The sequence below is a fragment of the Paucilactobacillus nenjiangensis genome (genome assembly GCF_005405445.1).
Lineage (GTDB): Bacteria > Bacillota > Bacilli > Lactobacillales > Lactobacillaceae > Paucilactobacillus > Paucilactobacillus nenjiangensis.
The window spans coordinates 1-24,267 of record NZ_BJEB01000030.1 but is presented as its reverse complement, the minus strand read 5'-3'; the positions used below and the strand labels follow the sequence as shown (position 1 = coordinate 24,267).

Here is a 24,267-nt window from a genome sequence, read left to right as displayed (position 1 = left end):
AAATCTTGAGGGCAGTTTTATTTCTTGATATGGTTACGAGGAATGGAGCGTAGCGACATCCTCAGAGAGTTTTTTGTTGATATATTTAATTTAGCGCCACCGCGCTAATTTCTTTAATTGATAAGGATAACCCCAAATCATAAACTTTTTGCTGAAGAAATTTCGTTGACTATTATTTAAACCGTCAATTCCACGCTTTAACATTTGGTCAAATGTGATGTTGGGCTCAATAAATTGACCATCACGATAACACATTTCACAATATTCATTTGATAGAGTGCCATCCGTTTCAGTTCCTTGATGTTTCCCCAGTGGCATCCCACAGCTTTGACAAAATTTATTCATGTGTAAACTCCTAGTATTATAAGTTAGCGTCAGTTTTAAAATTAAGCAGTGATAAGTCAGTTGATTCGGTAATTAGCTGACGGGCAAAGTTCCGATAGGCTGTAGATGCGTATTCTGCCATCTCAGTCGATTTATCAGTTAAGTAAGCTTCTCGGCTGTCAGCATTTGTTTCAAGCTCAGAATCGGCGTTTTTGAGCATTTCACGTAGGTGAGTATTGATTTGTGTTTGCAAATCCGTCATCGGTTTCCAAAAATGGTCTAAATGTGCATCAACTAATACACCGACTAATTTGTAATTCCAATATTCACTATTAACGTTGTATTGTTGTTTACCGCGTTGGTAGCGGAGAGGAGTGTCGTTGATTTCAGCATAAAATGGCACGTAGACACTTTCGGCACTTACACCAAGCGAGAGCCAATGAAGATTAACGGGTTCTCGATTCATCTGTAAGACGTGTGATTCTTGTGTTTTAGCCAAACTGATGGGGCGATACTTACGTTTATCACTATTATTACCCGAACCCAATGGATCAAATTGTGTCCCTTGAAAATGAGAACTCAAGTAATTTTGAGCATCGTCAATAGACAATAATTGGTCGGGTTTCATTAAAAATGGTAGCGTGTCGGATTCAGGTTGTTCGTCATCCATTTGACTTGCACTAAACATCCGGTGCCCATACCAAACTCGAGGAGTATTATAAACAGCATCTGACGCATCATGAGTACCGAAAATGTTTCTAAAGTTGAAAGTCCCAGGTGATGGATTCAACTGATTTTCAGTTACAAATTGTTGGAGCTTTGGATGTGTCATGAAATTATCTGAATCAGCAAAATCGATTTCTTGAATACTAATTTGATTAGCTACAACGGCATAACAATCATCGGGAATACGTTGAGCTGCCCAATAGTGTCCACCGACTGTTTCAATGTACCAAGCTTCTTGATTGTCCGCAAACAAGATTCCATTAGACTCGTTGGTACCGTGAGCTTCAATAATTTTGCCTAGTCTTTGGACACCTTCACGAGCAGAATGAATAAAGGGAAGGACTACAGTTACCATCGCTTCTTCTGTAATACCAGCTTCAACAAGCGGGTCAGAAGCTAAAACACGAATGTTTGAATAGGCACTTTCAGTTGCACTCATTGCTACATTGAATTCATTAATCCCATCTTCCTCGAAAACACCAAACTTATCTGTCCATTCTGGAGTGGCCGTGTATTTAGCACTGGTAGCCGGCAAATCAATTTCAAACTCATTATCGGTAGATTTAAAATGGTTAGTAATATAGTTTTTGGGACGGACGACAAAATGCTTAGGCCAGGCAGACTTGGCGTCTTCGTTTCGTCCAATCATGATGGTTCCGTCGATACTAGCCTTACGACCAATTAATATACTGGTACATGCTGAATATTTTGATTTATTTTCCATTCTAGAATCCCTTTCGCACGTTATTAAATTCATTGTAACTGATATTGTGAATTAATTTAAGCAAAACACATGAGTTCAATTGGCAAAGTCACAATTTTAAAGTATAATGTATCTAACTAATTTAGAGGAGTGAATCAAATGCCATTAGTACACATTGAGTTAGTCGCAGGCCGTTCACAAGAACAGCTAAAAGGCCTTGTTAAAGACGTTACCGCTGCAATCGCCAAAAACGTTAACGTTCCTGAAGAACGAATTCATATTGTTTTAGACGAAATGCAACCTGATCGTTACAGCGTTGGTGGAATTTTAAAAAGCGACCAATAGACAGAAGAAATAAAGAAAAGGTGGCAGGATGATTTATTTCAATCCGCTACCTTTTTTCTTTATGTAATCATTGGAGGAATAGGATTGAGTACTCAAATTACTGAACATCAAATAACCAACGACGGGCATCTCTTAATTGGTGGTGTGGATACAACCAAGTTGGCAAGTGAATATGGCACACCATTGTATGCCTATGATACAAGCATTATTCGGAATCAAATTACCCATTTTAAAACAATTTTTGAAAAAGCAGATGTTAAATATCAAATCAGTTACGCTAGTAAAGCCTTCTCTATCCTAGCGATGTATCAATTGATTAATAAAGAAAATATTCATTGTGACGTAGTTTCCGAAGGTGAATTGTATACTGCTAAACAGGCCGGCTTCCCAATGGATAAAGTTTCATTTCATGGCAATAATAAATCAGTTCAAGAATTGACGATGGCTCTTGATCAAAAAATTGGTTGTATCATCATCGACAATTTTTATGAACTTGATTTATTAAAACAATTAACTCAAGAACGTAAACAATCAATTAACGTCATGATTCGAGTTACTCCTGGTATTTCAGCGCATACGCATGAATATATTTCAACCGGTCAAGAAGACTCTAAATTTGGCTTTGACTTAAATAGTGGGCAAGCCGACAAGGCATTAGAACAAATCCTTGCCGCTCCATATCTGAAGATGCTAGGCGCACATTGTCATATTGGTTCTCAAATCTTTGCCACAGCCGGATTTGTTGGCGCAGCAGAAAAGATGATGGACCTCTTAATTCATTGGCAAGCAGATTTTGATTTCACGGCGACGGTGCTGAATCTAGGCGGCGGGTTTGGGATTCAATATACTGATGATGAAAAACCATTAGCACCCGAAGTCTTTATTACTTCAATTATCGAGGAAGTTAAACAATTATCAGCAACAAATAATTTTCCATGTCCTGAAATTTGGATTGAACCGGGTCGTTCAATTGTGGGTTCAGCTGGAATTTCTTTATATACAGTGGGTTCACAAAAGACGATTCCAAATGTTCGCGATTACGTAGCGGTTGATGGTGGGATGGGTGACAATATTCGACCTGCTTTATACGAAGCCAAATATGAAACTGTGCTCGCCAATAAAATGAACGAACCAGCCACACATAAAGTTTCAGTTGCAGGTAAATATTGTGAATCTGGTGATATGTTGGCATGGGACCAAATATTACCAACGACGACGGCAGGTGATTTGCTAGCAGTCCTTGATACAGGAGCCTATGGTTATTCAATGGCTAGTAATTATAATCGCAATCCACGACCAGCTGTGGTATTTTGTGATGAGGGAGAATCAAAGCTAGTGGTTAATAGAGAAACTACAGAGGATCTAATTAAATTAGATCTTCCACTAGAATAAATTCTTGTTTGAAAGGATGAATTAATTTGGCAAATCAACAATATGTAATGTCAATTGATCAAGGTACAACTAGTTCACGAGCCATAATTTTTGACCATCAAGGTCAGGTGGTAGCTAAAGCACAACGTGAATTTAAACAATACTTTCCCGAACCAGGTTGGGTTGAACATGACGCAACTGAGATTTGGGAAGGCGTGCAGCAAGTAGTTGCTGACGTCATGATACAATCGCAAATTAAGCCTTATAAAATTGCTTCGATTGGAATTACGAATCAGCGTGAAACGACAATTATTTGGGATAAAAACACAGGCAAACCTATTTATCACGCTGTCGTTTGGCAATCAAAACAAACAAGTGAAATCGCTGATCAATTAATCGCCGATGGTTACAAAGATTTTATCCATGAAAAAACAGGTTTAATCATTGATTCATATTTTTCTGCTACCAAAATTAAATGGATTATGGATCATGTTCCTGGTTCCTACGAACGTGCACAAAAAGGTGAATTGTTGTTTGGAACGATTGATACCTGGTTACTATGGAATTTAACCGGGCGCAAAGTTCACGCTACTGATGTGACCAATGCGAGTCGGACCATGCTGTTCAATATTCATGATATGAAATGGGATTCTGACATTCTGGAATTGCTAAATATTCCAGTGCAAATGTTGCCAGAAGTCCGTTCATCATCAGAAATATACGGCTATACCGGTGACTACCATTTTTACGGGGTAGAAATACCAATTAGTGGGATTGCTGGTGATCAACAAGCTGCACTCTTTGGACAGGCTGCATTTGAAAAAGGCAGTGTCAAAAACACGTATGGTACTGGAGCTTTCATTGTGATGAACACGGGAAATGAACCAACGATTTCTGACAATGGTTTGCTCACCACCATTGCGTATAGTTTAAACGGTCAAGTTAATTATGCGTTAGAGGGTAGTATTTTCGTAGCCGGTTCAGCCATTCAATGGTTACGTGACGGCATGCAGATGGTTGAACACGCATCTGATTCCGAACAAGCTGCGGTTGATGCTGAAACAACAAATGGTGTTTATGTGGTGCCGGCATTTACTGGGCTAGGTGCGCCATACTGGGATCAAGATGTCCGTGGGGCAATGTTTGGTCTTACTCGTGGAACTACCAAGAATCAAATTATTCGAGCCACCGTCGAATCAATCGCATTTCAAACCAAAGATGTCATTGATACGATGGTCCAAGATACCGGTTTAAGTTTAAAAGCTTTGACCGTCAATGGTGGGGCATCCAGAAATAACTTCCTAATGCAGTTTCAAGCTGATATTTTACAAACCAAAATCAATCGAGCGAAAATTGAAGAGACAACTGCTCTAGGGGTAGCCTTCTTGGCTGGACTCGCTGTTGGATTCTGGCATGATCAGGCAGAATTAAAACAATTGAGTGCGATTGGTGATGAGTTTAACGCACAGATGGACAGTCAACGTGCTGAGACTATCTATGCGGGTTGGCGTAGTGCAATCTCGGCTGCACAATACTTTTCACATCCAAAATAAATAATTGTTAAATTACCATCAAAAAAGGGTTGAAGAACAAAACAATGTTTTGTCTCAACCCATTTGTATTTAAACGCTTAATTTGAAGTAGTTTTGTAAATAATGTGCTAAGCCGTCATGTTGATTATCATCTTCAGTTTGATCATCAGCATCAGCAGCAATTGATGGGATGGCATTCTTCATTGCTACGCCACGACCAGCGTATTTCAACATTTCTGCATCGTTAGCTTCATCACCAAAGGCAATCACATTTGACTGATCAATGTTGTATGTTTTGGCAAGGTAGGCAACACCCATAGCTTTTTGAATACCTTTAGACACAACTTCAAGAATGTTATGAGGTCCGCCCCAGACGCGAATATCAACGTCAGAACCATACTTATTAGTGATATTCTTGATCAGTTTGTCTTTTTCACCTGGATGGTATTCAACAGTTAACGCAGTGGGATCCGAGGTTAGATTATTACTATTGAGAATTTCTTTTGGCGTTAACTTAGTAGGGAAGAAGTCAGCCATGATGTTACTCTGTTGATTAGCCCAGAGATGTAATTTGTTTTCGGCAGTCATGGTGTCGATCCCTAATTCATCTTTATGAGTCAGTAAATCGAGTGCAATCTCACGATTCAAATTTTTTTGATATTCTTGATGCCAAGTTTGGTGGGGAATATGGGCTAAAGCCCCGTTAAAATTAACCATGGCAGATTTTAATCCTAATGAGTCATAGTATCGTTGAGAAATTCGATAAGGTCGTCCTGTTACGATACTGACAATGTGGCCAGCCTTGCTAGCAGCCTGAATTGTTTTAATTGTTGTTTCTGATAATTGTGCGTCGTTATTAAGTGTAGTACCATCTAAATCAATGGCAATTAGATGTTGATTCATAATTAGATGACCGTCCTATATTTTTAGATTATATTATTTAAATCTAACATATCTAAGTAGAATTAGCCAATAATCGAGCGTTAAAGTAGTTATAATTAGCATTATTTGTATATAGCAAGTAGTTAATTGCTATATACAATAAGTAATAGAATGGAGACAAAGTTGAAATTACCTGAAGGATTTATTAAAAAGTATACTAAGTTACTCAATGAGGAAGCTCCAGCATTTTTTGCAACTTTCGATGACCCTAGTTATAGTGGATACCGCATCAATACCAACAAACCCGGGAAACTAACTACTATGGAGTATCTTGAAAATAAAGATAGAATAGACTATTGTGACACGGGCTTTTATGGACAAATTGATGGCAAGACTATGGATCACGTGACAGGTTACTTGTACAGTCAAGAACCTTCTGCAATGTATGTGGGTGAAGTTGTTGATGCACAACCTGGCGAGAGAGTGCTAGACCTTTGTGCAGCACCTGGTGGAAAAAGTACTCATATCATTAATAAAATGAACAATGATGGTATTTTGGTCAGTAATGAAATCTTTGGCAAACGAGCTTCAATTTTGTCAGAAAATATTGAACGTTGGGGTGCAACGCACACTGTCGTTACCAATGAAAGCCCAGATAAATTAGCTCCACATTTCTTACAATATTTTGACCGGATTCTTGTAGACGCACCATGTTCTGGTGAAGGAATGTTTCGTAAGGAACCTGCCGGAATCCAATATTGGACTGAAGATTACGCTGCTGAATGTGCTAATCGGCAAAAAAAGATTCTGGCTTCAGCTCTTGAAATGTTAAAACCAGGTGGTACTTTAATCTATTCAACCTGTACCTTTGCACCTGAAGAAGACGAACAAATCGCTGCCTGGCTCTTGTCAGAGTACGGTAACTTAGCAATGGTGCCTATTAAAAAATACGATGGCATGGATGAAGGTCAACCACAATGGGCCAATGACGATCCCGAATTATCAAAAGCTGTTCGTTTATTCCCACATCATCTTCAGGGAGAAGGACATTTTATTGCTAAATTTGTCTTAGATGCTGACCCAGCTCCAGAGGAAATCAAAGTAAAAGCACCTAAATACAATACCATGGATAAAGATGAAACTAGTTTATTCAATGATTTTCTCACCGCAACTGGCTTACGATTGCCAACGGGTGATTTAGTTAAATTTGGTGACAACTTATTCTTATTACCAATTGGATTGAACTCCATTGCCAAAGTAAAATTTGTAAGACCAGGATTGCAATTAGGTGTTTTTAAGAAAAACCGTTTTGAACCGGCTCACTCATTGGCGTTAGCAACTCATCCAGATGATATTAAAGCGAAAATTGAAATCACCGATGAACAATGGCATCACTATATCCATGGTGAAACTATTACTATTGAGGAAACAAAAGACAAAGGTTGGTATTTACTAGTTTGTCAGGGACACTCCATCAGTTTTAGCAAGTTAGTGGGTAAAACCCTGAAAAATTTCTATCCAAAAGGATTACGAGTTTAAAAAATAGGATTGCCGTAATTGGCAATCCTATTTTTGTCTTTGATTAAGAAAATTGATTAATTCACTGTTTAAAACATAGGGGGTATTTTTCAAATCTGCAAATGATTTTGATCCACAAAGCAACAGCAGCTTTTGAACTTCATCTGACCACTGAGTCAACGTTAGGTCCAAAGCATCATAGCCTTGTGACGTCAAAATATGGAGGAAATAACCAGCCACGCCAACTGCTTGAGCACCTAAAACACCACATTTGATGACATCCAGTGGAGTAGTAACTCCACCCGATGCAAACAAGTTAACGTTCGTTACAGTCCCACAATCTAATAATGACTCAACGGTTGTTTGACCCCAATCGGAGAGGTATGAATAATCATTTTGGTGGTTCCGACGATTTTCAATTTCTACAAAATTAGTGCCACCATGGCCGCTCACATTAACGTTGTTAATGCCAATTTGCGCTAATTGTTCAACGGTCTCGTGACTCATTCCAAAGCCAACTTCTTTAACAATCACAGGAATTGACAATGAAGATTTCAGCTGTTTCAAATTTTCTAACCAGTAAAATTCACGTTCACCTTCTGGCATGACAATTTCTTGAGCTGAATTCACGTGAACTTCTAATGCATCAGCTTTCATAAAATCAATAATGAATTCAGCTTGTTCAACCGTCGTATGTGCACTGACATTGGCAAAAACAAGACCATTAGGATTTTGCTGCCTGATTACCGCAAAACTATCTTTGGCAGATTCATCGGCCAATAAGATGCTGGCCGAACCAACGGCCATAGCCAAGTTATGCTTTGCAGCTAATTTGGCAAATTGTGAATTAACCTTAGCTGCCGTCTGGCTACCGCCGGTAATTGCTTCAATGTAGTAGGGGTGAACAAAAGAAAGACCGGCGACTGTGGTTTGAAGAGTAGCGTCGTTCAAGCCAAGTTCCGGCAAACTATTATGAATAATTCTAATTCCGTCAAACGAATCTGTTTGATGCACGGTGGAATAAAATTTTTCGGCTAATGATAAATGTTCATCCTTGCGATGTGATTGGATTGATTCCATGTTTGAGACCTCATGTGTTGAATTAATTTATTTCATGTACGGATAAATCTAATTGTTCAATCTCAGCGTCAGCCCATTTGTTAATTAATGATTTCAAATCTTTTGTCGAATCAATTGCGACGATTCCACAATCTCCACCACCAGCACCAGAAGTCTTGGCAGCTCCTTCAAATTCTTCCGCAGTATCACAAAGATTTGTGAGGACATCTGTTTCAATCGAAACACTTGAAAAGACTGAAAGGTTTTGTAAAATTCTACGATTATGACGAATTTCTTCTTGAATTATTGATAGTTCACCGTTGCGAAAACCAGAAATCATTTTTTGAATACAAAGACGACTTTCAGCAAGAAAATCTTGATATTCGGTACTTTCACGAGCTTTGGCAATTGAAACCTTATCAACTAACTTGGAAGTAGAAGCGGGGGAACCAGTCCACCCAATTAATAAAGTCATATTTTTAGGTGCTTTGAGTTGTTCAATTTTTAGTTCTGGCCAAGGCATCGAGATTAAGTCGATTAAACTAGTTGTTTTGCGTTGTTCCATCAGCCATTGACGATCAAAAGAATGATAGGCAATCCAGCCACCATAAACCGAGGCCGCAATATCACCTAATGAACCATTACCTTGCACTTCAAAATGTGCAATCGCAGAGAGCTTGAAAATTTCATCTTGTGTTACATACAGTTGATAGAATTCACACAAAGCTTTGACCGTAGCAACGGTGACCGCTGCTGAAGAACCAAGACCATATTTTTTCCCGTCAGCACTATCGAGTTGACTGTCCACGTTCAAGTGGTAGACGCTTAAATCACGTCCTAATGCATGGGCATAATCTTCAGTAATCTTGATTGCTGATAAGATATAATGAAAAGGGTTATCACGGTTGTCAAAGACCATTTGACCATCTTGACGACGCCAATAGATTGAATTTTCTGAATATTGCGTAGATAAAATACTTCCTACGTCTGAACTTTTTTCAACGGTACAAAAAACAAACTGGTTTAATGCGACTAAGATAGCGGGAAATCCCGTTTCAACAACGGCGTATTCGCCAGCAATATATAATTTTCCAGGTGCAGCTGCTTTAATCAATTAAATTGTTCCTTTCAAAAATAAGACTACTTCATAAATGTAATTCCGGGGCCTGGTTGACTAACAACCAGTTGATTGCGGCCGAAAACTTTTGCGAGGCTCGCAAGAATTACATCACGATCCTGACGATCGTAAATGACTTTGACATTAGGGCCGGCATCCATAGTATAAAAACATTCTACTCCATTTTCACGCAATTTCTCAACTTCCTGCATTGCGAGGAGACTATCCGCATTAAAGTAAGTGAAATGTGGATCAGCAGAAAGCGTTAAAGAATGCATACGCATCGCATTTGATTCTGCAATTTTGCCGATAAGATGAACATCTTTGTCAGCAATGGCTTGTTTCATGGCACGCATATCATTTTCGACTACCGACAACCACTCGTGATAAAAAGGCGAGGTGGTCACAGTATTTTGCATCCCCGAACGACTCGAAATTTTTTTCTTTTTGGTATCTAATAAAATGGCAATCATTTCTAACCCAAAATCTAATTTTTCTTGAATGGGGGAAGCAAAGGAATCATTATCATCGGTACCTTTGTGCCATTGTGCTAAACCACCAAATACTGAGCGGGTCGCTGAACCAGATCCACGTCTAGCCAGACGTGACACATCGGTCATCGTATAAGGTTTGCCACTGGCTTCATAAATCGCACCTGCAAGAGCAGCAAAGGCGGACGAGGATGAGGCCAAACCTGCAGAAATCGGTACATGGTTGATTGAATCCACATGAGCGAATTGGGTCAACTCAATTTTTTCACGCGCAATATCCATAAAATGCGTCAACTTCATAAAATTTTTTTCATCGACAGGCATTTGATCAATCGTAAATTCATCTTGGGATAGTTCTGAATCAAATTTTACCGTAGTCGTTGTATAAAATTCATTCAAAGTCAGTGATAAACTGTCGGTCCAGGGGAGAATTAATTGATTATCACGTTTGCCCCAATATTTAACTAAAGCGATATTCGTATGAGCTTTCGCTGTCGCAATAAAATTAGTCATGATTTACTCCAATTGTATTTAATGGTTGCACCCAAGTGGCTGTTGCACCGGCATCAATTAATTTATCTGAAATTAATTTGGCGTCAGTTTGATTCTTGGCAATCGCGATGATACAACCACCGCGGCCACCGCCGGTAAATTTAGCGCCTAACGCACCATTAACTTTTGCCACCTTAATTAATTTGTCAATTTCTGAATGACTTAGTCCCAGGTCAGCCAAAAGTGTCTGTGCCTGATTAAAAAGCTGACCCAACTCCAGTGACTGGTTATTTTTTAAACAAGTCGCAGCTTGCACCGTTAACTCACCAAGTTGATGAATGACTGACTGGGTGGCTTGTGGTTGATCACGTAATTGAGTTTTAACTAAGGCAATGGCTTCTTTAGTTTTACCGCGAATGCCAGTATCGGCAATTACCAACGTGGCATTCATCTTCATTTCAAAAGGTTCAATTACCTGATCTCGAATAAACCAGATAGGGTGCGAAGAACTAACCGTTGCCGCGTCCAAGCCACTCGGATTATTATGGGTAATATGCTCTTCTAAATCGGCTAATTTAAGTAATTCATCTTCTGTGAGTGTGGCTTGGTAATAGTCATAAAAGCAACGAATTAAGGCAATGGTGGTGGCGGCAGATGAACCCATTCCACGCTCAGCAGGGAGCATACTCGTAATTTTCATGTGCCAGGTGTCGTCCTGTCCGTAAAACCGTTGTTCTAATATGTTAATGACTTGTGCAATTCCTGTCATATCAGTTGGTAAATCATTAATTTGACCACTGAAGTAGCGACTATCAAGAGTCTGTTGTCCATCGGTTGTACTTTTCATGGTGACACTACATTTGATTTCTGAAATGGGCATCGCAATGGCTGGTTCACCATAAACGACACTATGTTCACCCATTAAAATTATTTTGGCATGACTGTTACCTAGTCCTGTTTGAATCACGTCATAACCTACTTTCTATTTATCCGAACTTTGAAAACCAAATACAATTATACCTGTTTCAACGATTTTTTACAGTAAAAGATAAGAAATTCTTCAATAAATGGCCGTGGTAAACTTTCCATAGAAATAGTATGATAGACAATAGATTAAATGATAGGTGATACGGAGAAAATTATGGATAAGCAACCGATATATTCAATTGTTGATTTAGAGACCACTGGGACCAGTGTCAAAAACGGGGATCGAATCATTCAAATTGGATGCGTGCTCATCTCGAACAACAAAATAGTCAACCAATTTAACACGTCAATCAATCCACAAAAATCGATTCCGCCAATGATTGAACAATTAACTGGTATTTCCAGTGATGATGTTAAAAATGCTCCTTATTTTGATGACGTCGCGGGGACTTTATTTAGTTTACTATCTGGGACTATTTTTGTGGCCCATAATGTCAGTTTTGATTTCCCATTTCTAAATGCAGAATTTGAACGGGCCGGTTATCCAAGTTTAGAAATTTCAGCCATAGATACAGTCACCCTCAGTCAAATTCTATTTCCCACCGCGCCTGGTTTTAGATTACGGGATCTAACCAGCTATTTAACCATCAAGCATGACGCACCACATAGCGCCGACTCCGACGCAGAGGCAACCGGACAATTATTGATTCATTTATTACAACGAATTCAACAATTACCCACGCTCACTTTGCAAACGTTGGTTAAGCTTAATTTAGGCTTACCGTTTGATACAAACGAAGTCTTTAAGTCCGAACTAGCTAATCGTGAAAAAAACAACTTTAAATTACCCAATAATTTATATATTAAGAATAATTTAGTCCTAACGCGCACAAAAAAGGTAGTCCGCAACGGAAACTTAAAGAAAAAGAAATATCCCAATTCTAAACAGTCCAAAGAAAAGCTATTTGGTGGTAAATTAATTTATCGTGGTGGCCAAGCCAAAATGATGAATATGATTTATAACAATTTCGTTCATGAAGAATCCCATAATATTTTGATTGAGGCCGGTACGGGTATCGGTAAAACATTGGGCTATATGTTGCCCTTAGCTTATTTAAGCTATCCAAATGACAAAATCATTGTTAGTACCGCTACTAATATTCAGCAGCGACAAATGGCTGATATTGCCGTGACTCAATTAAATAGCATTCTACCTTTCAAAATTTCGAGTGTTGTCCTCAAAGGTAACTCACATTATGTTGATATTACTCGCTTTTACCGTTCGTTGAGCGCGATGGGGGAGTCAACGCCAATTCAATTATTAAAAGCTCGCATCTTAATTTGGCTATTAGAAACGAACACCGGTGATTTGGATGAGTTGAATTTGGTTAATTACAATTCCACCTACTTTAATGAAATCCGGCATCAGGGGATTGATGGCTTAGATAAAGATAGTGTCTTTTATAATGACGATTTTCTGGTTCGTCGACAAAAAGCGATGCTTGATGCTGATGTGATTATTACTAATCATTCCTATTTAGCACAACACGCTGAAGAACTCGGCACTAATTTAAACACTCCTTACTTAGTTGTTGATGAGGCACAACATCTCAGTGAAAACATTTTACGGCAATCCCGTCACGAAATAGATTTTCAATCGTTTAGTACTATACTAAATATCCTACGGGGATTAGTGAACGATGGTCATGATCGTAACTTAGCATCGATATTTACTGACTTACCGAATGGTGATTACTATATTCGGGCTATTCAGAATGATTTGATGAGTTTATCTGATTCCGTTAAACAATTTGAACAAGTCTTATATCGCGGTTTCATGTTAAATGTGGTCGCTGACGAAGCGCATTCCATTATTGAACAACCAATTGACAGTCGTCAGTTAAAGCAACTGCTGAATCCAGAAGACAAACTAGTCAAAAATTACACCAAAATTGTTGGAGATTTGAATGAACACTTCGTTGCCTTAGACAATCTATTTACTCGCAGTGCCGAACGCTGGATGATTAGTGATCGTTTCTTAATGGGTCAATTTGAAAGTCAATTATCGAGTATTTCCAATATTCATGAACGCTTATTAGAATTCATTGAAATTTTGACAAATCAAACCTCATCGTCTGTTTTTTGGCTCACCATTCGCCAATCAATGGATCAAAGTTCGATGCGCTTGAGTGGGGGACTTTTGACTACGAATCAATTCTTATCCAAAAATGTTTATCCTTACTTTAAGAAACCGATTTTTACTGGGGCTACGTTATTTTCATCCAGTCGCTCACAATTCATTTACGATCAACTCGATATAAATTATAAAGATACAAAAATCAAACGGATTGAATCACCATTTGATTTTGCTAAACACAGCAAAATGTACATTGCAAAAGATGCACCCGAAATTTCAAACCAACACTATCAGGAATACCTAGATTATCTCTGCAATACCATCTACCAGCTGACAAAAGATAATAGCCGCCAAACGATGGTCTTATTTAATTCACTATTAACAATTGAACAAGTGTATAGTAAATTACGCGGTACCGATTTATTTGCCGGTCGTGAAATTCTCGCGCAGGGCATTACTGGGAACCGCGATAAATTGTTAAAGCAATTTAGCACCAGTTCAAATGCAATCCTACTAGGTGCTTCTAGTTTTTGGGAGGGCATTGATTTGCCTAACGAACAACTTGAATTGTTAATTGTCACACGCTTACCGTTTGATTTTCCCGATGCAATTGTGACCCGGGCAGAAAATGAGTGGTTACAAAAAAATGGCAAAAATCCGTTTTACAATTCATCGCTACCTAAAGCAACATTACGCTTACGCCAAGGGATTGGACGCTTAATTCGGACTGAGGATGATCGAGGAGTTGCGGTCATTTTAGACAAGCGTTTGGTTGATCGTCGTTATGGTCAAACGATTTTAAAAACTTTCCCACAGAATATGCCGATAGAAGCTTTAACCACTGAAGATTTGCTGACTAAATCCGCCAAATTCTTTAAACATAATCAATAACCAAATCATGTAATTTCTGCTATAATTACAAATCATCTAAAAAAGGGGATTGCACTTAATGCAAAGCCGCAGCAGACAAAAATCACGTTTCCATCCCATTCGCATCACAATCGTCGCAATTATCGTCGTCTTTTTAGCGATTTGGGCAGTTTTAGCAATTGCTAATCATCCCAAGAATCAAGCCAAGCAAACGACTATCTCGATTGCAAAATCAAAAGCTAATCTTAAGGACCCCGGTGACTTTTTTACCTATAATCGCGAAAAAACTTATTATTCAATTGCTGGCAAAAACAGTAAGAATAAGGGCATTTTCGTCATTACCAATTCAAAGGGGAAAGTCGTCAAAGTACTGAAACAAAGCGCGGGAATCTCTAAAAACGCCGCACTGACACAAATTTGGGATAAACGTAATCCTAAAAAAGTGCTAAAAATCGCTTTGGGTATTTTCAAGGGCGAGCCAGTATGGGAAATTACCTATACCAATAAACAGGGTCAACTCTGCTATGAACTTTTAGATTATAAGAATGGCAAAGATTTGCAAAAAATTGTTAATATTTAACAATGCTAGTAGGAGGCGCAGTGAATGGACAAAGCAAGTAATGCGCACAAATGGCTTTCAGCCGGACAAACGGTCGTTAATGACTTGATCTTGCATGATTATCGCAAGCTGGGAATGTCGACGACTCAATTTATGGTTTATCTGGAATTAAAGTCTTATTTAGACAAGGGGATTGTTTCTCCGGATATCAACTTAATAGCGGAACATCTAGGGAGTGAACCGGCCCAAATCTATGAAATTATGCATGAAATGATCCAACAAAAATTAATGACGCATGATACCACTACAGACGCATATGGTAAGCAAAGCGAGTCATATAGCTTTGATAATTTGATTCTCCGGGTTCTAGGCCTGGAACAAGCAGAAGTTACCAAACAAACTCGTGCTGAAGTTGAGAATCAACGAGAACAAGTTTTTAACAAGATTGAAGTAGAATTTGGTCGACCTTTAACACCCATGGAAATGGAAGTGGTGGCCAAATGGATTGATGAAGAAAACTACTCGATGAATTTAATTACTCAGGCTTTGCAAGAAGCTGTGATGAACCAAGCGTGGAGCTTAAAATATATGGACCGAATTCTCAGCAGTTGGGATCGGCAAAATATTCGTACGGTTCAGCAAGTTGAACAACTGCAAGCTAATCGCTTTGAAGCAAAACAAAAGGCCAAAGGGGAAACCAAATCTAAAACTCCGAAGCCCAAAATACCAATCTATAAAATTTCTCAACAAGATGAATAGTCAAAAAAAAGAGCTACGATACCATTTCTGATATCGTAACTCTTATTTTTTTGATCATTTATGGGGTTGTAGCGGTTGAGGAAGATGTTGAAGATGTTGAAGATGTTTCAGTGTCATTATTGCCACCGTTACCACCGGTTCCTTGGCCAACGCTGTTAGCATTATTTGAACTGCTACTTGCCGTTTCTGATTCTTGTTTAGCTTCACTAGATGAAGTAGTTGAACTTGAAGTAATAACTGACGAGCTACTTGATGATGAGCCAGACGAACTATTGTTCTCAGCATAAGTATCACTGACACCAGTAGAACTCCAACTTGCACCAGTAACTTCGTATTCAGTATTACCGTTTTTAGTCACCTTGGTAACTGAACTTGGTGCTGTCCAATCAGAACTTGAATTTTCGTCTTCCAAGTAACTCATTTCGTTACTATAAACTCGAGCAGCTACTTTTTCATAGGTACTTGTTACGGCATGACCAGTTTCATACTGTTTATCATACCCAGTCCATACTGAAATTGAATATTTCTTAGTGTAGCCGGTGAACCAAGAATCCATAACGCCAGAACTTGATGTCGTGCCGGTAGGATATTCAGTCGTACCAGTTTTACCAGCTTGATGTACACCAGAAAGGGCAGCAGTAGTACCAGTTCCTGAACTACTATCAATAACATCTTTCAGCATATCTGTAATCATAAATGCTGTTGAAGACTTCATTGCTTTTTCACCTTGAGCACTATACTTATGGGTTTCACCACTCTTAGTAGTGATAGAGCTAATATAGTAAGGCTTGTAATACGTTCCTCCATTTGCAAAGGCGGCATACGCAGCTGCTTCCTGGAGTGGAGAGATATAAAGACCAATCCCATTTTGTAATTCATAATCTGTTTTAGAAGTAATTCCCAATTTAGTCAGGAACTTAGTAGCTTTTGTAATTCCAACGTCTTGTAAAGTACGAAGAGCAGGGATATTACGTGATTGAACTAAGGCACTTCTCATCGTGATACTGCCTTGATATTCGCGATCAAAATCATAAGCTTTCTTCGTTGTACCTGGATACGTAAATGGTAAATCCTTCACTGTTCGATAAGTAGGGTAGTTAAGGTCTTCAATGGCAGGACCATAATCCATAATTGGTTTCGAAGTTGATCCGGAACTGCGATCAGTTTGGACCGCACGATTCAATCCGAATGTAACGTTCCCAGTTTTACGACCACCTAACATGGCAAGAATTTTACCATTCTTAGGACTAGTAACGGCAACACCAACTTGCATGTCTGAGCTTTGGAAGGTGATGGTTCCATTATTAACAATATCGTAAAGATTTTGTTGAGCGCCCATATTCAAATTAGTATGAACTTCAAGGCTGTCATTATAAGGATCATAACCCTCAGATTTCAATTGACTAACGACTTGCTTCAAGTAGGAATCCACTACTTTAGACTTATTCGTGCTTGAATCAGCACTCGCAGTATCTCCGTGGCTTGAATCTAGCCCATCCTGAACGCTAGTTTTTTCAGCGGCTTTAGCTTGACTACTAGTAATGTAGTTACTTCGAGCCATGGCTTCCAAGACTTCGTTGCGTCGAGTTGTTGAAACCTTTGGATTATTAATTGGATTGTAATAGGTTGGTGATTGTGGGATTCCGGCTAACATCGCATATTGGGCGATAGTTAAATCTTTCAAATCTTTACCGTAATAATATTGGGCACCGGTTTGCATCCCGTAAACACCATTACCCATGTAAACTTTATTAATGTAATATTCTAGAATTTGTTTCTTTGAAAAATGGCGTTCAACATTTAAGGCTAACCAAGCTTCTTGTGCTTTTCGCTTAAAGGTTTGGTCAGATGATTTGGTTGAGAAAACTGATAATTTAACTAATTGTTGAGTTAAGGTACTACCACCTTGTAATCCTGAAGAAGAACCGGTGATATTAGAGAAGGCAGCCCCAACAATCCGAACTGGATCAACTCCATGATGTTTATAGAAGCGACGATCTTCAATAGAAACAACCGCTTCAGAAAGTTTTGAAGGTATAGCACTACTCTTAACGTACTCACGTTTTTGGACGCCTAATTGTGAAATCACGTTATTATCAGAATCATAAATTTTAGTCGCATTTTGACTCTCTAATGAACTTTGGGTAATTTCTGGTGCACTTGAGGCCCAGTAAAAGAACAAAACTGCACCAAGCAAAATTAAAATTCCAACAGCACTAGCTCCCCAAAGAAGAATCTTTTTGATAAGTGACTTCGGGCCTTTGGGGCTCTTGTGATTGTTAGAATATTGTTCTCGTCGCGATGATCGCGATGGTGTCTGATTGTCTGACATATGTAACTCCTTTAGTGAATTGAATTTTCAATCATTTTATCTACAGCATCTAAATAGGGAATCACTGGATTAAATTGGTAACTGAGTGAATAACCAAACTTTTTAATATCAGCCAATTTAATTGACTTTCGACCGCTATCTTGATGGTCCCAATATTCAAATAGCTTTGAAGCTGGTAAAAGGTAAATCTGATTCAAACTTGTAAACTTCAGAAATGCAAAACAAATTCCGCCTTGCTTCAGGCAAGCTTTTAAGTGGTTAATTTGATGCTCATGAAAATTATACAACGGAAACGAGGTTTTATTCTTAGTTTCTTTAGAATCAAAGTCCAAGTAATAACCTTTATAGACACCATTATAGTCGGTAGTCGACGGTGTTTTGAAATAAGCTTCCTTAATCACTGCCGCACTTCTTTTGGGATAATCGACTTTAACTAACTGGACGGGAGTTGGCTTTTTATGAATTACGGCCTGTCCGCGAGCAGCATAATAAGCGTTGCTTTCATTAATTTCTTCTTCCAGTGTCATACCACGTTTAGCGTAATTAACGGTTCTAACAATCGATTTCGAAGATTTATTTTTAATGTTATACTGATTACCATTTGGATAGTTGATAGGCATTTATCATTCACCTTCCTGTATTCACAATATTATAACAAATTTATACAAGAATATTCATCTTTTTTGAAGGAGTTAGCTATATGAGCCGTTTATGGATATCCGGATATCGCAGCTATGAGCTAGGTGTCTTTGGTGATAAGGATCCCAAAATTGAAATTATTAAATTTGCTTTACAAGATGCCATCAACCAAAAAATTGATAATGGCGTCGAATGGATCATCACTGGTCCGCAATTGGGAGTCGAACAATGGGGTGCTGAAGTGGCACTCCAGGCAAAAGAAGATTACCCAGAATTGAAAGTGGCAATTATGCGACCATTTGCCGAATTCGGTAACCAATGGAACGAAACCAATAAAATGAAATTAGCAGATTTAATGAAACAAGTTGATTTTTCTGATCAGGTCAGTGATCAACCATATACAAATCCATCGCAGTTGAAAAATTTTCAAGCATTCATGCTGTCCCACACCGATGAGGCATTATTTGTCTATGATGAGGAACACGAGGGCAAAAGTAAGTACGATTATCTGTCAGCCCAACAATTTGCGAATCAACATCCATATCCAATTACTTTGATTGATTTTGATCAATTGCAAGAATATGCAATTGAATTTTCTGAGAAGAAAAACTTAGAAAATTACGAAGATGAATGATTTATGTTTTAATTCTGCATACTTTCTGGTATATTTAAATATATATTGAATAAGATTGAGGTGTGACACATTGGATAATATTATTTTTAGCCAAAAAGATATCCTAACTAAAGAATTCAAAGAAAAACGAATGGGCTCAGCATATGATCCCGCTGATGTCGATGCATTCTTAGATGACGTTATCAAAGACTATGATACGTATTCAAAAGAAATTACACGTTTAAACGACGAAAACGAACGTTTACGTGCAAAGGTTGACGAATTAAATCGCCAAGTTGAAGTTGGTACAGTTAGCGCGCCACGGCCAGCTGCTGCCACTACTAATACAACTGAGCAACCAGTTTCAAATGCCACTAACATGGATATTTTGAAACGACTATCTAATCTTGAACGTCGCGTTTTTGGTTCACAATTAGACAATGGTCAATCTGATTCACATTTAATTTAATATCACATTTGTAAATTTCGGGTGATTGCGGCTGACTTATGTCAGTTGAGGAAAGTCCATGCTCGCACAGGCTGAGATGCTTGTAGTGTTCGTGCTCGGTGAAAAAATAAGCCGGGGGACCAGCAATGGTTACGGCGAGTAAAATGGCTAAGGCTTCGGCTATGCTTGAGTAACTCTGAAAGTGCCACAGTGACGAAGCAATATTGGAAACGGTATTGATGGAACGCGGTAAACCCCTCGAGCGGGAAACCCAAACTTTGGTAGGGGAGCTTCACATAAGGAACTGAACTGATTGTGGGGGGAGACAGCAATGTCTCGAGATAGATGATTGCCACTGTACAATTGAGCCTGAAAATTGTACTTCGACATAACATGGCTTACAGAAATTTACATTCAGGAACTCGAATGGACTTCCATTCGAGTTTTTTTGTATAATTGAAACGATAAAATAAAAAAAGAGGTACAACATGGAACAATTCAATTTAATGGCGACTGCTGCAGCGGGTATCGAAGCATTAGTTAGTAAAGAATTAAAAGATTTGGGTTACAAAACACAAGGTGAAAACGGTCGAGTGAGATTTCAAGGGACCATTAAAGATATTCTGAATACTAATTTATGGTTGCGTACCGCTGACCGTATCAAAATAGTGGTCGGTGAATTTGATGCAGTCACGTTTGATGAATTATTCGAAGGGGTCAAAGCATTACCTTGGGACGAGTTACTGCCAATCGATGCAGAGTTTCCTGTAGAAGGACGCTCACGTAATTCACAATTGCATAATGTGCCTAGCGCGCAAGCAATTACCAAAAAAGCCATCGTCGAAAAAATGAATTCAGTTTATCATCGACGCACTGCACTTCCTGAAACCGGTGCTTTATATCCACTAGAAGTCATGATTAACAAAGATCACGTGATGATTACTCTCGATACGACCGGTAGTAGTTTATTTAAACGTGGTTATCGGGTTGATAAAGGTGGCGCACCCCTCAAAGAAAATATGGCAGCTGCGTTAGTTTTATTAGCGCATTGGTTTAGTGACAATCCATTTGTTGATCCAGTTTGCGGTTCAGGGACTATTCCCATTGAAGCAGCGCTAATTGGTCGTAACATCGCCCCTGGATTCAATCGTAATTTTGTGTGTGAAGATTGGTCACTAACGCCTGAGGGCATGTCTGACGAACTACGAGCAGAAGCTGATAGCAAAGCCGACTACGACACACCACTACAAATTTTTGGTTACGATATTGATCCTAAAATGATTGAAATCGCTAAAGTAAATGCTCAAGAAGCCGGTTTAGCCGCTGATATTCATTTCGAAACTATGGCCGCCAAAGATTGGCATACCGACCTAATCAATGGTGTTCTGGTCGCTAATCCTCCATATGGTGAACGATTAGGGGACGAAGAAACTGTTCGTCAATTGTACAAAGAAATGGGCGAAGTTTACCGTCCAATGAAAACCTGGAGCAAATATATTTTGACCAGCGACCTAGAATTTGAACAATTTTATGGTGCTCGGGCCACTAAGAAACGTAAGTTATATAATGGTTCGCTTCGGACAGACCTATTTCAATATTGGGGCAAAAAAGAGCGTTAATAAAAAAAGTAGCTAAAATACTTTACTTACAAAAAGTAAGTGTGTTATATTGATTACTGTTAAATAATATTAATCAACGGAGGCATTAAATATGCAAACAGAAACACTTAAATTAGCTACTCAACGTCGTTCAATCTACGCTTTAGGAAAGAACGTTAACGCGTCTGAAGACGAAGTTGCTTCAGTAATTAAAGAAGCCGTTCGTCAAGCACCAACTGCTTTTAACAGCCAAACAACTCGTGCAGTCATCGCATTTGGCGATTCACATGACAAAGTCTGGGACATCGTAATGGAAACTTTACGTAAAATTGTTCCTGCTGAAAGCTTTGCTAGCACTGAAGAAAAAGTTAACAGCTTCAAAGCTGCTTTCGGAACTGTTTTATTGTTCACTGATACAGATGCCGTTGCAGATCTTAAAGAAAACTTCCCATTGTACGCTGACAATTTCGATGATTTTGCAGAACAAGGAATTGGTTTAGCAACACAAAACATCTGGACTGTTTTAGCTGAAAACAAGATTGGTGCAAGTAACCAACATTACAATCCATTGATTGACAAAGCTGTTCAAGATGCCTTTGGTGTTCCTGCTAACTGGCACTTGCGTTCAGAAATGCCATTTGGTTCAATTGAAGCACCAGCTGGCGACAAAGACTTTATGGACGATGCAGATCGTTTCAAGGTTCTTAAATAAAGTACGTTTTTTGGCAAAAAGCTCAAGATTATCAAATCTTGAGCTTTTTTGTATGAAATTAGAAGTAATAATCAACCTCAATGCCTCGAAATTTGGTATAATTGTTATTGTAATTTAACTAGGAGGCTTCCATGAATAAAATTGCAATTATTGGTGGCGGGATTGTTGGTGCATCCGCCGCGTTTTACTTAAGTAAAGCAGAAGATTTTGACATTACTGTCTTTGATGAAAAGACGGGGCAAGCAACTTCGGCAGCTGCCGGAATTATTGCACCTTGGCTATCTAAACGTCGTAACAAGCAATGGTATCAGTTAGCACATCACGGTGCCGCATTGTACAGGCAATTAGCTCAAGATGCCAACTTAGACACACAAGCATTTTCTAAAGTTGGCGTGTTTGTTAATCGTAACAAACCAGAGTCACTCGATGATTTAAGTCGTTTAGCACAAGCAAGAATCAAAACAGCACCTGAAATGGAAGTCATTGAAAAATGGGATAAACAGACAATCGTCGATCGAATGCCTTATTTATCCGACTGGGCCAAACCAGGACTATTTGTCAGTGGTGGGGCTCGTGTTGACGGCAAACATTTAATTGCCCAGTTAGAAACCGCTTCAAATTTAACCATCAGAAATGAAAAAGCCAATATTACAGTTAAAAATCATGAAGTATTAGTCAATCAAGAACATTATGACTCAATTGTCATTGCTGCTGGAGCGTTTGCCAAAGAATTAGTTTCACCATTTGGTTTTGAGTTAAAAATCACCCCACAAAAAGGACAACTGATTGAACTACAGAGTAACTTAATTCAAGCTGATGATAATATGCCAATTGTCATGGCAGAAAGCTTGTCTGAGTTAATTCCAATTGGTAATCACCAAGTCTTAGTTGCAGCTACACATGAAAACGATGCTGGCTTTGACTTAAGAGCGACCCAACCAGAAATTAATGGCTTAGTTCAAAATGCCGAAGTTACCATGCCGAAGCTCGCTGGCCATATTGCCAATATGATTACCGAAGTACGAGTGGGGACGAGACCCTATACTGCAGACTTTGCGCCGTTTATGGGCACCATCCCCGGATTTGATAATGTTTGGATTGCAAATGGGCTTGGTTCATCAGGCTTAACTACTGGACCAATCTCCGGGAAACTAGTTGCTGACGATATCATGTCAGGAACAGGCTTTGATGGCTACACTAAGCCAATCAGTAATTATTTATCCGAAATTTGATGTAACGCTTGGAGCGCTAATTCATGCGCACCGTGATTGGATTTGTCAGGGATCCATTGCGTAACTACTAAATTGAATGAGTCAATTAATTGATTGAGTTCAACTAATAAATTTTCGTAATGTTTGGTGTAATTTTTGCCAATTGCATCGCTTAATAAGCGGCTGTCGGTATAAAATAAAATAGAATCTGGATTTTTATGATGATCAATCAAATATTGAAAACCGAAAATAGCAGCTAAAAATTCTGCTTCATGATTGGTCACTTGAGTTGGATAAGCTTGTTTTAATTGGATTTGGTGTTGTTCTTCAACAATCAATGCACCAAGTCCAGTTGGCCCAGGATTCCCAATTGTTGCACCATCAGTATAAATTTTAATCATTATGATTACCTCTTGAAGGGAGTTTTATGTAATTATGCAAGAAGAAAAATTTTTTTACCAGCCTAATCTGGTAAATACCATCATTATCTGGTCATGGACGACGATGATATTATTGCTCGGAATCATTATGTGGCTTGAAATCACACACTTTCAATGGATTACAGCCGTACTGTTTCTAATTTTTATTGCATTAACAGTACTTCAAATCTTTCGTCGAACGTTAAAAATTACGCCGGACAAATTAGTTTTTAGTAGAATGCTTCAAGCCAACTACTTAACAATTCCGAAAAGCAACTTAGAACAATTACGTTTCACCAATTCAACGTTGCAATTCACAGCTGGTGGACAAACTTTCTATTTTACTTTTACACCACATTCATTAGCCGCGATTAAAGAAATTTTAGCTGACAAATAAATGGAATTCTAAGACATGTGGTATTAAGTCAATAGATTAATTTTACCAATGTCCAAACTTAAGAGGTGGTAAGAGCTAAAAATGAT

General features: G+C 38.7%; 23 protein-coding genes and 1 other RNA gene. 14 read left to right on the top strand and 10 right to left on the bottom strand.

The features are described from left to right. Nucleotides 1-90 precede the first annotated feature (90 nt). Complete coding sequence (locus FFM59_RS05755) at nucleotides 91-345, bottom strand: zinc ribbon domain-containing protein (protein WP_137602100.1); 255 nt, start codon at nucleotides 343-345, stop codon at nucleotides 91-93. Between the two features lie 16 nt (nucleotides 346-361). Continuing rightward, entirely contained in the window at nucleotides 362-1,774 is a 1,413-nt protein-coding gene (locus FFM59_RS05750) for a C69 family dipeptidase (RefSeq protein WP_137602099.1), read from the bottom strand. Nucleotides 1,775-1,912: 138 nt separating this feature from the next. Here FFM59_RS05750 and thmT point away from each other — a divergent pair, with 138 nt between their 5' ends. From thmT to glpK, 3 genes are all read left to right on the top strand, one after another. Then, entirely contained in the window at nucleotides 1,913-2,098 is a 186-nt protein-coding gene (gene thmT, locus FFM59_RS05745; protein WP_137602098.1) for a 2-hydroxymuconate tautomerase, read from the top strand. An 84-nt stretch (nucleotides 2,099-2,182) separates the two neighbouring features. Further along, nucleotides 2,183-3,490: a diaminopimelate decarboxylase gene (lysA, locus tag FFM59_RS05740; RefSeq protein ID WP_137602097.1), complete on the top strand. Its 1,308-nt coding sequence runs from the start codon at nucleotides 2,183-2,185 to the stop codon at nucleotides 3,488-3,490. 26 nt (nucleotides 3,491-3,516) lie between these two features. Next, a complete protein-coding gene (gene glpK / locus FFM59_RS05735; protein ID WP_137602096.1) occupies nucleotides 3,517-5,022 on the top strand; it encodes a glycerol kinase GlpK in 1,506 nt (501 codons plus the stop codon). Between the two features lie 69 nt (nucleotides 5,023-5,091). Here the strand turns inward: glpK and FFM59_RS05730 are convergent, their stop codons facing one another. Beyond that, a complete protein-coding gene (locus FFM59_RS05730; protein WP_137602095.1) occupies nucleotides 5,092-5,904 on the bottom strand; it encodes a Cof-type HAD-IIB family hydrolase in 813 nt (270 codons plus the stop codon). A gap of 162 nt (nucleotides 5,905-6,066) precedes the next feature. Between FFM59_RS05730 and FFM59_RS05725 the strand changes: the two genes are divergently transcribed. Then, nucleotides 6,067-7,422, top strand: a complete 1,356-nt coding sequence (locus FFM59_RS05725) for an RsmF rRNA methyltransferase first C-terminal domain-containing protein (RefSeq protein WP_137602094.1) — start codon at nucleotides 6,067-6,069, stop codon at nucleotides 7,420-7,422. A 27-nt stretch (nucleotides 7,423-7,449) separates the two neighbouring features. Here FFM59_RS05725 and fni read toward each other — a convergent pair whose 3' ends face one another. From fni to mvk, 4 genes are read right to left on the bottom strand one after another with little or no spacing between them, the layout of a single operon-like run. Continuing rightward, the gene (fni, locus tag FFM59_RS05720; RefSeq protein WP_137602093.1) at nucleotides 7,450-8,481 is read right to left on the bottom strand and encodes a type 2 isopentenyl-diphosphate Delta-isomerase; all 1,032 of its coding nucleotides are present in this window, start codon (nucleotides 8,479-8,481) and stop codon (nucleotides 7,450-7,452) included. 22 nt (nucleotides 8,482-8,503) lie between these two features. Further along, the gene (locus FFM59_RS05715) at nucleotides 8,504-9,574 is read right to left on the bottom strand and encodes a phosphomevalonate kinase (protein WP_137602092.1); all 1,071 of its coding nucleotides are present in this window, start codon (nucleotides 9,572-9,574) and stop codon (nucleotides 8,504-8,506) included. A gap of 26 nt (nucleotides 9,575-9,600) precedes the next feature. Beyond that, nucleotides 9,601-10,569 carry a diphosphomevalonate decarboxylase gene (mvaD, locus tag FFM59_RS05710; RefSeq protein ID WP_137602101.1) on the bottom strand — a complete coding sequence of 323 codons (969 nt, stop codon included), beginning with the start codon at nucleotides 10,567-10,569 and terminating at the stop codon, nucleotides 9,601-9,603. A gap of 4 nt (nucleotides 10,570-10,573) precedes the next feature. Then, on the bottom strand, nucleotides 10,574-11,527 hold the full coding sequence (gene mvk, locus FFM59_RS05705) for a mevalonate kinase (protein WP_137602091.1): 954 nt from the start codon (nucleotides 11,525-11,527) through the stop codon (nucleotides 10,574-10,576). A gap of 174 nt (nucleotides 11,528-11,701) precedes the next feature. On the opposite strand from mvk, the gene FFM59_RS05700 reads away from it, so the two are divergent. From FFM59_RS05700 to FFM59_RS05690, 3 genes are read left to right on the top strand one after another with little or no spacing between them, the layout of a single operon-like run. Then, the gene (locus FFM59_RS05700; RefSeq protein ID WP_225420301.1) at nucleotides 11,702-14,515 is read left to right on the top strand and encodes a helicase C-terminal domain-containing protein; all 2,814 of its coding nucleotides are present in this window, start codon (nucleotides 11,702-11,704) and stop codon (nucleotides 14,513-14,515) included. 58 nt (nucleotides 14,516-14,573) lie between these two features. Further along, a complete protein-coding gene (locus tag FFM59_RS05695; protein ID WP_137602089.1) occupies nucleotides 14,574-15,074 on the top strand; it encodes a cell wall elongation regulator TseB-like domain-containing protein in 501 nt (166 codons plus the stop codon). Between the two features lie 24 nt (nucleotides 15,075-15,098). After that, the gene (locus tag FFM59_RS05690; protein WP_137602088.1) at nucleotides 15,099-15,812 is read left to right on the top strand and encodes a DnaD domain-containing protein; all 714 of its coding nucleotides are present in this window, start codon (nucleotides 15,099-15,101) and stop codon (nucleotides 15,810-15,812) included. 58 nt (nucleotides 15,813-15,870) lie between these two features. On the opposite strand, the gene FFM59_RS05685 is transcribed toward FFM59_RS05690, so the two are convergent. Beyond that, nucleotides 15,871-18,144: a PBP1A family penicillin-binding protein gene (locus tag FFM59_RS05685; RefSeq protein ID WP_137602087.1), complete on the bottom strand. Its 2,274-nt coding sequence runs from the start codon at nucleotides 18,142-18,144 to the stop codon at nucleotides 15,871-15,873. Between the two features lie 11 nt (nucleotides 18,145-18,155). Further along, the gene (gene recU, locus FFM59_RS05680) at nucleotides 18,156-18,764 is read right to left on the bottom strand and encodes a Holliday junction resolvase RecU (protein WP_137602086.1); all 609 of its coding nucleotides are present in this window, start codon (nucleotides 18,762-18,764) and stop codon (nucleotides 18,156-18,158) included. Nucleotides 18,765-18,844: 80 nt separating this feature from the next. Here recU and FFM59_RS05675 point away from each other — a divergent pair, with 80 nt between their 5' ends. The 6 genes from FFM59_RS05675 (at nucleotide 18,845) to FFM59_RS05650 (ending at nucleotide 23,386) form a co-directional block, all read left to right on the top strand. After that, nucleotides 18,845-19,417, top strand: coding sequence for an SLOG family protein (locus FFM59_RS05675; RefSeq protein WP_137602085.1), 573 nt, complete (start codon nucleotides 18,845-18,847; stop codon nucleotides 19,415-19,417). A gap of 70 nt (nucleotides 19,418-19,487) precedes the next feature. Next, nucleotides 19,488-19,865 (top strand): cell division regulator GpsB, encoded by a 378-nt coding sequence (gene gpsB, locus FFM59_RS05670; protein WP_137602084.1) that lies wholly within the window; start codon nucleotides 19,488-19,490, stop codon nucleotides 19,863-19,865. A gap of 13 nt (nucleotides 19,866-19,878) precedes the next feature. Continuing rightward, an RNA gene (gene rnpB / locus FFM59_RS05665) (RNase P RNA component class B) lies at nucleotides 19,879-20,250 on the top strand. Nucleotides 20,251-20,332: 82 nt separating this feature from the next. After that, nucleotides 20,333-21,463 (top strand): THUMP domain-containing class I SAM-dependent RNA methyltransferase, encoded by a 1,131-nt coding sequence (locus tag FFM59_RS05660; protein WP_137602083.1) that lies wholly within the window; start codon nucleotides 20,333-20,335, stop codon nucleotides 21,461-21,463. A gap of 91 nt (nucleotides 21,464-21,554) precedes the next feature. Next, nucleotides 21,555-22,154, top strand: coding sequence for a nitroreductase family protein (locus FFM59_RS05655; RefSeq protein ID WP_137602082.1), 600 nt, complete (start codon nucleotides 21,555-21,557; stop codon nucleotides 22,152-22,154). Nucleotides 22,155-22,285: 131 nt separating this feature from the next. Next, nucleotides 22,286-23,386: an NAD(P)/FAD-dependent oxidoreductase gene (locus FFM59_RS05650; protein WP_137602081.1), complete on the top strand. Its 1,101-nt coding sequence runs from the start codon at nucleotides 22,286-22,288 to the stop codon at nucleotides 23,384-23,386. On the opposite strand, the gene FFM59_RS05645 is transcribed toward FFM59_RS05650, so the two are convergent. Further along, a complete protein-coding gene (locus FFM59_RS05645; protein ID WP_137602080.1) occupies nucleotides 23,368-23,766 on the bottom strand; it encodes a ribonuclease HI family protein in 399 nt (132 codons plus the stop codon). The two genes, FFM59_RS05650 and FFM59_RS05645, sit on opposite strands and share 19 nt — an antisense overlap. Before the next feature lie 34 nt (nucleotides 23,767-23,800). Between FFM59_RS05645 and FFM59_RS05640 the strand changes: the two genes are divergently transcribed. Further along, complete coding sequence (locus FFM59_RS05640; RefSeq protein ID WP_225420300.1) at nucleotides 23,801-24,181, top strand: EbsA family protein; 381 nt, start codon at nucleotides 23,801-23,803, stop codon at nucleotides 24,179-24,181. Nucleotides 24,182-24,267 lie beyond the last annotated feature (86 nt).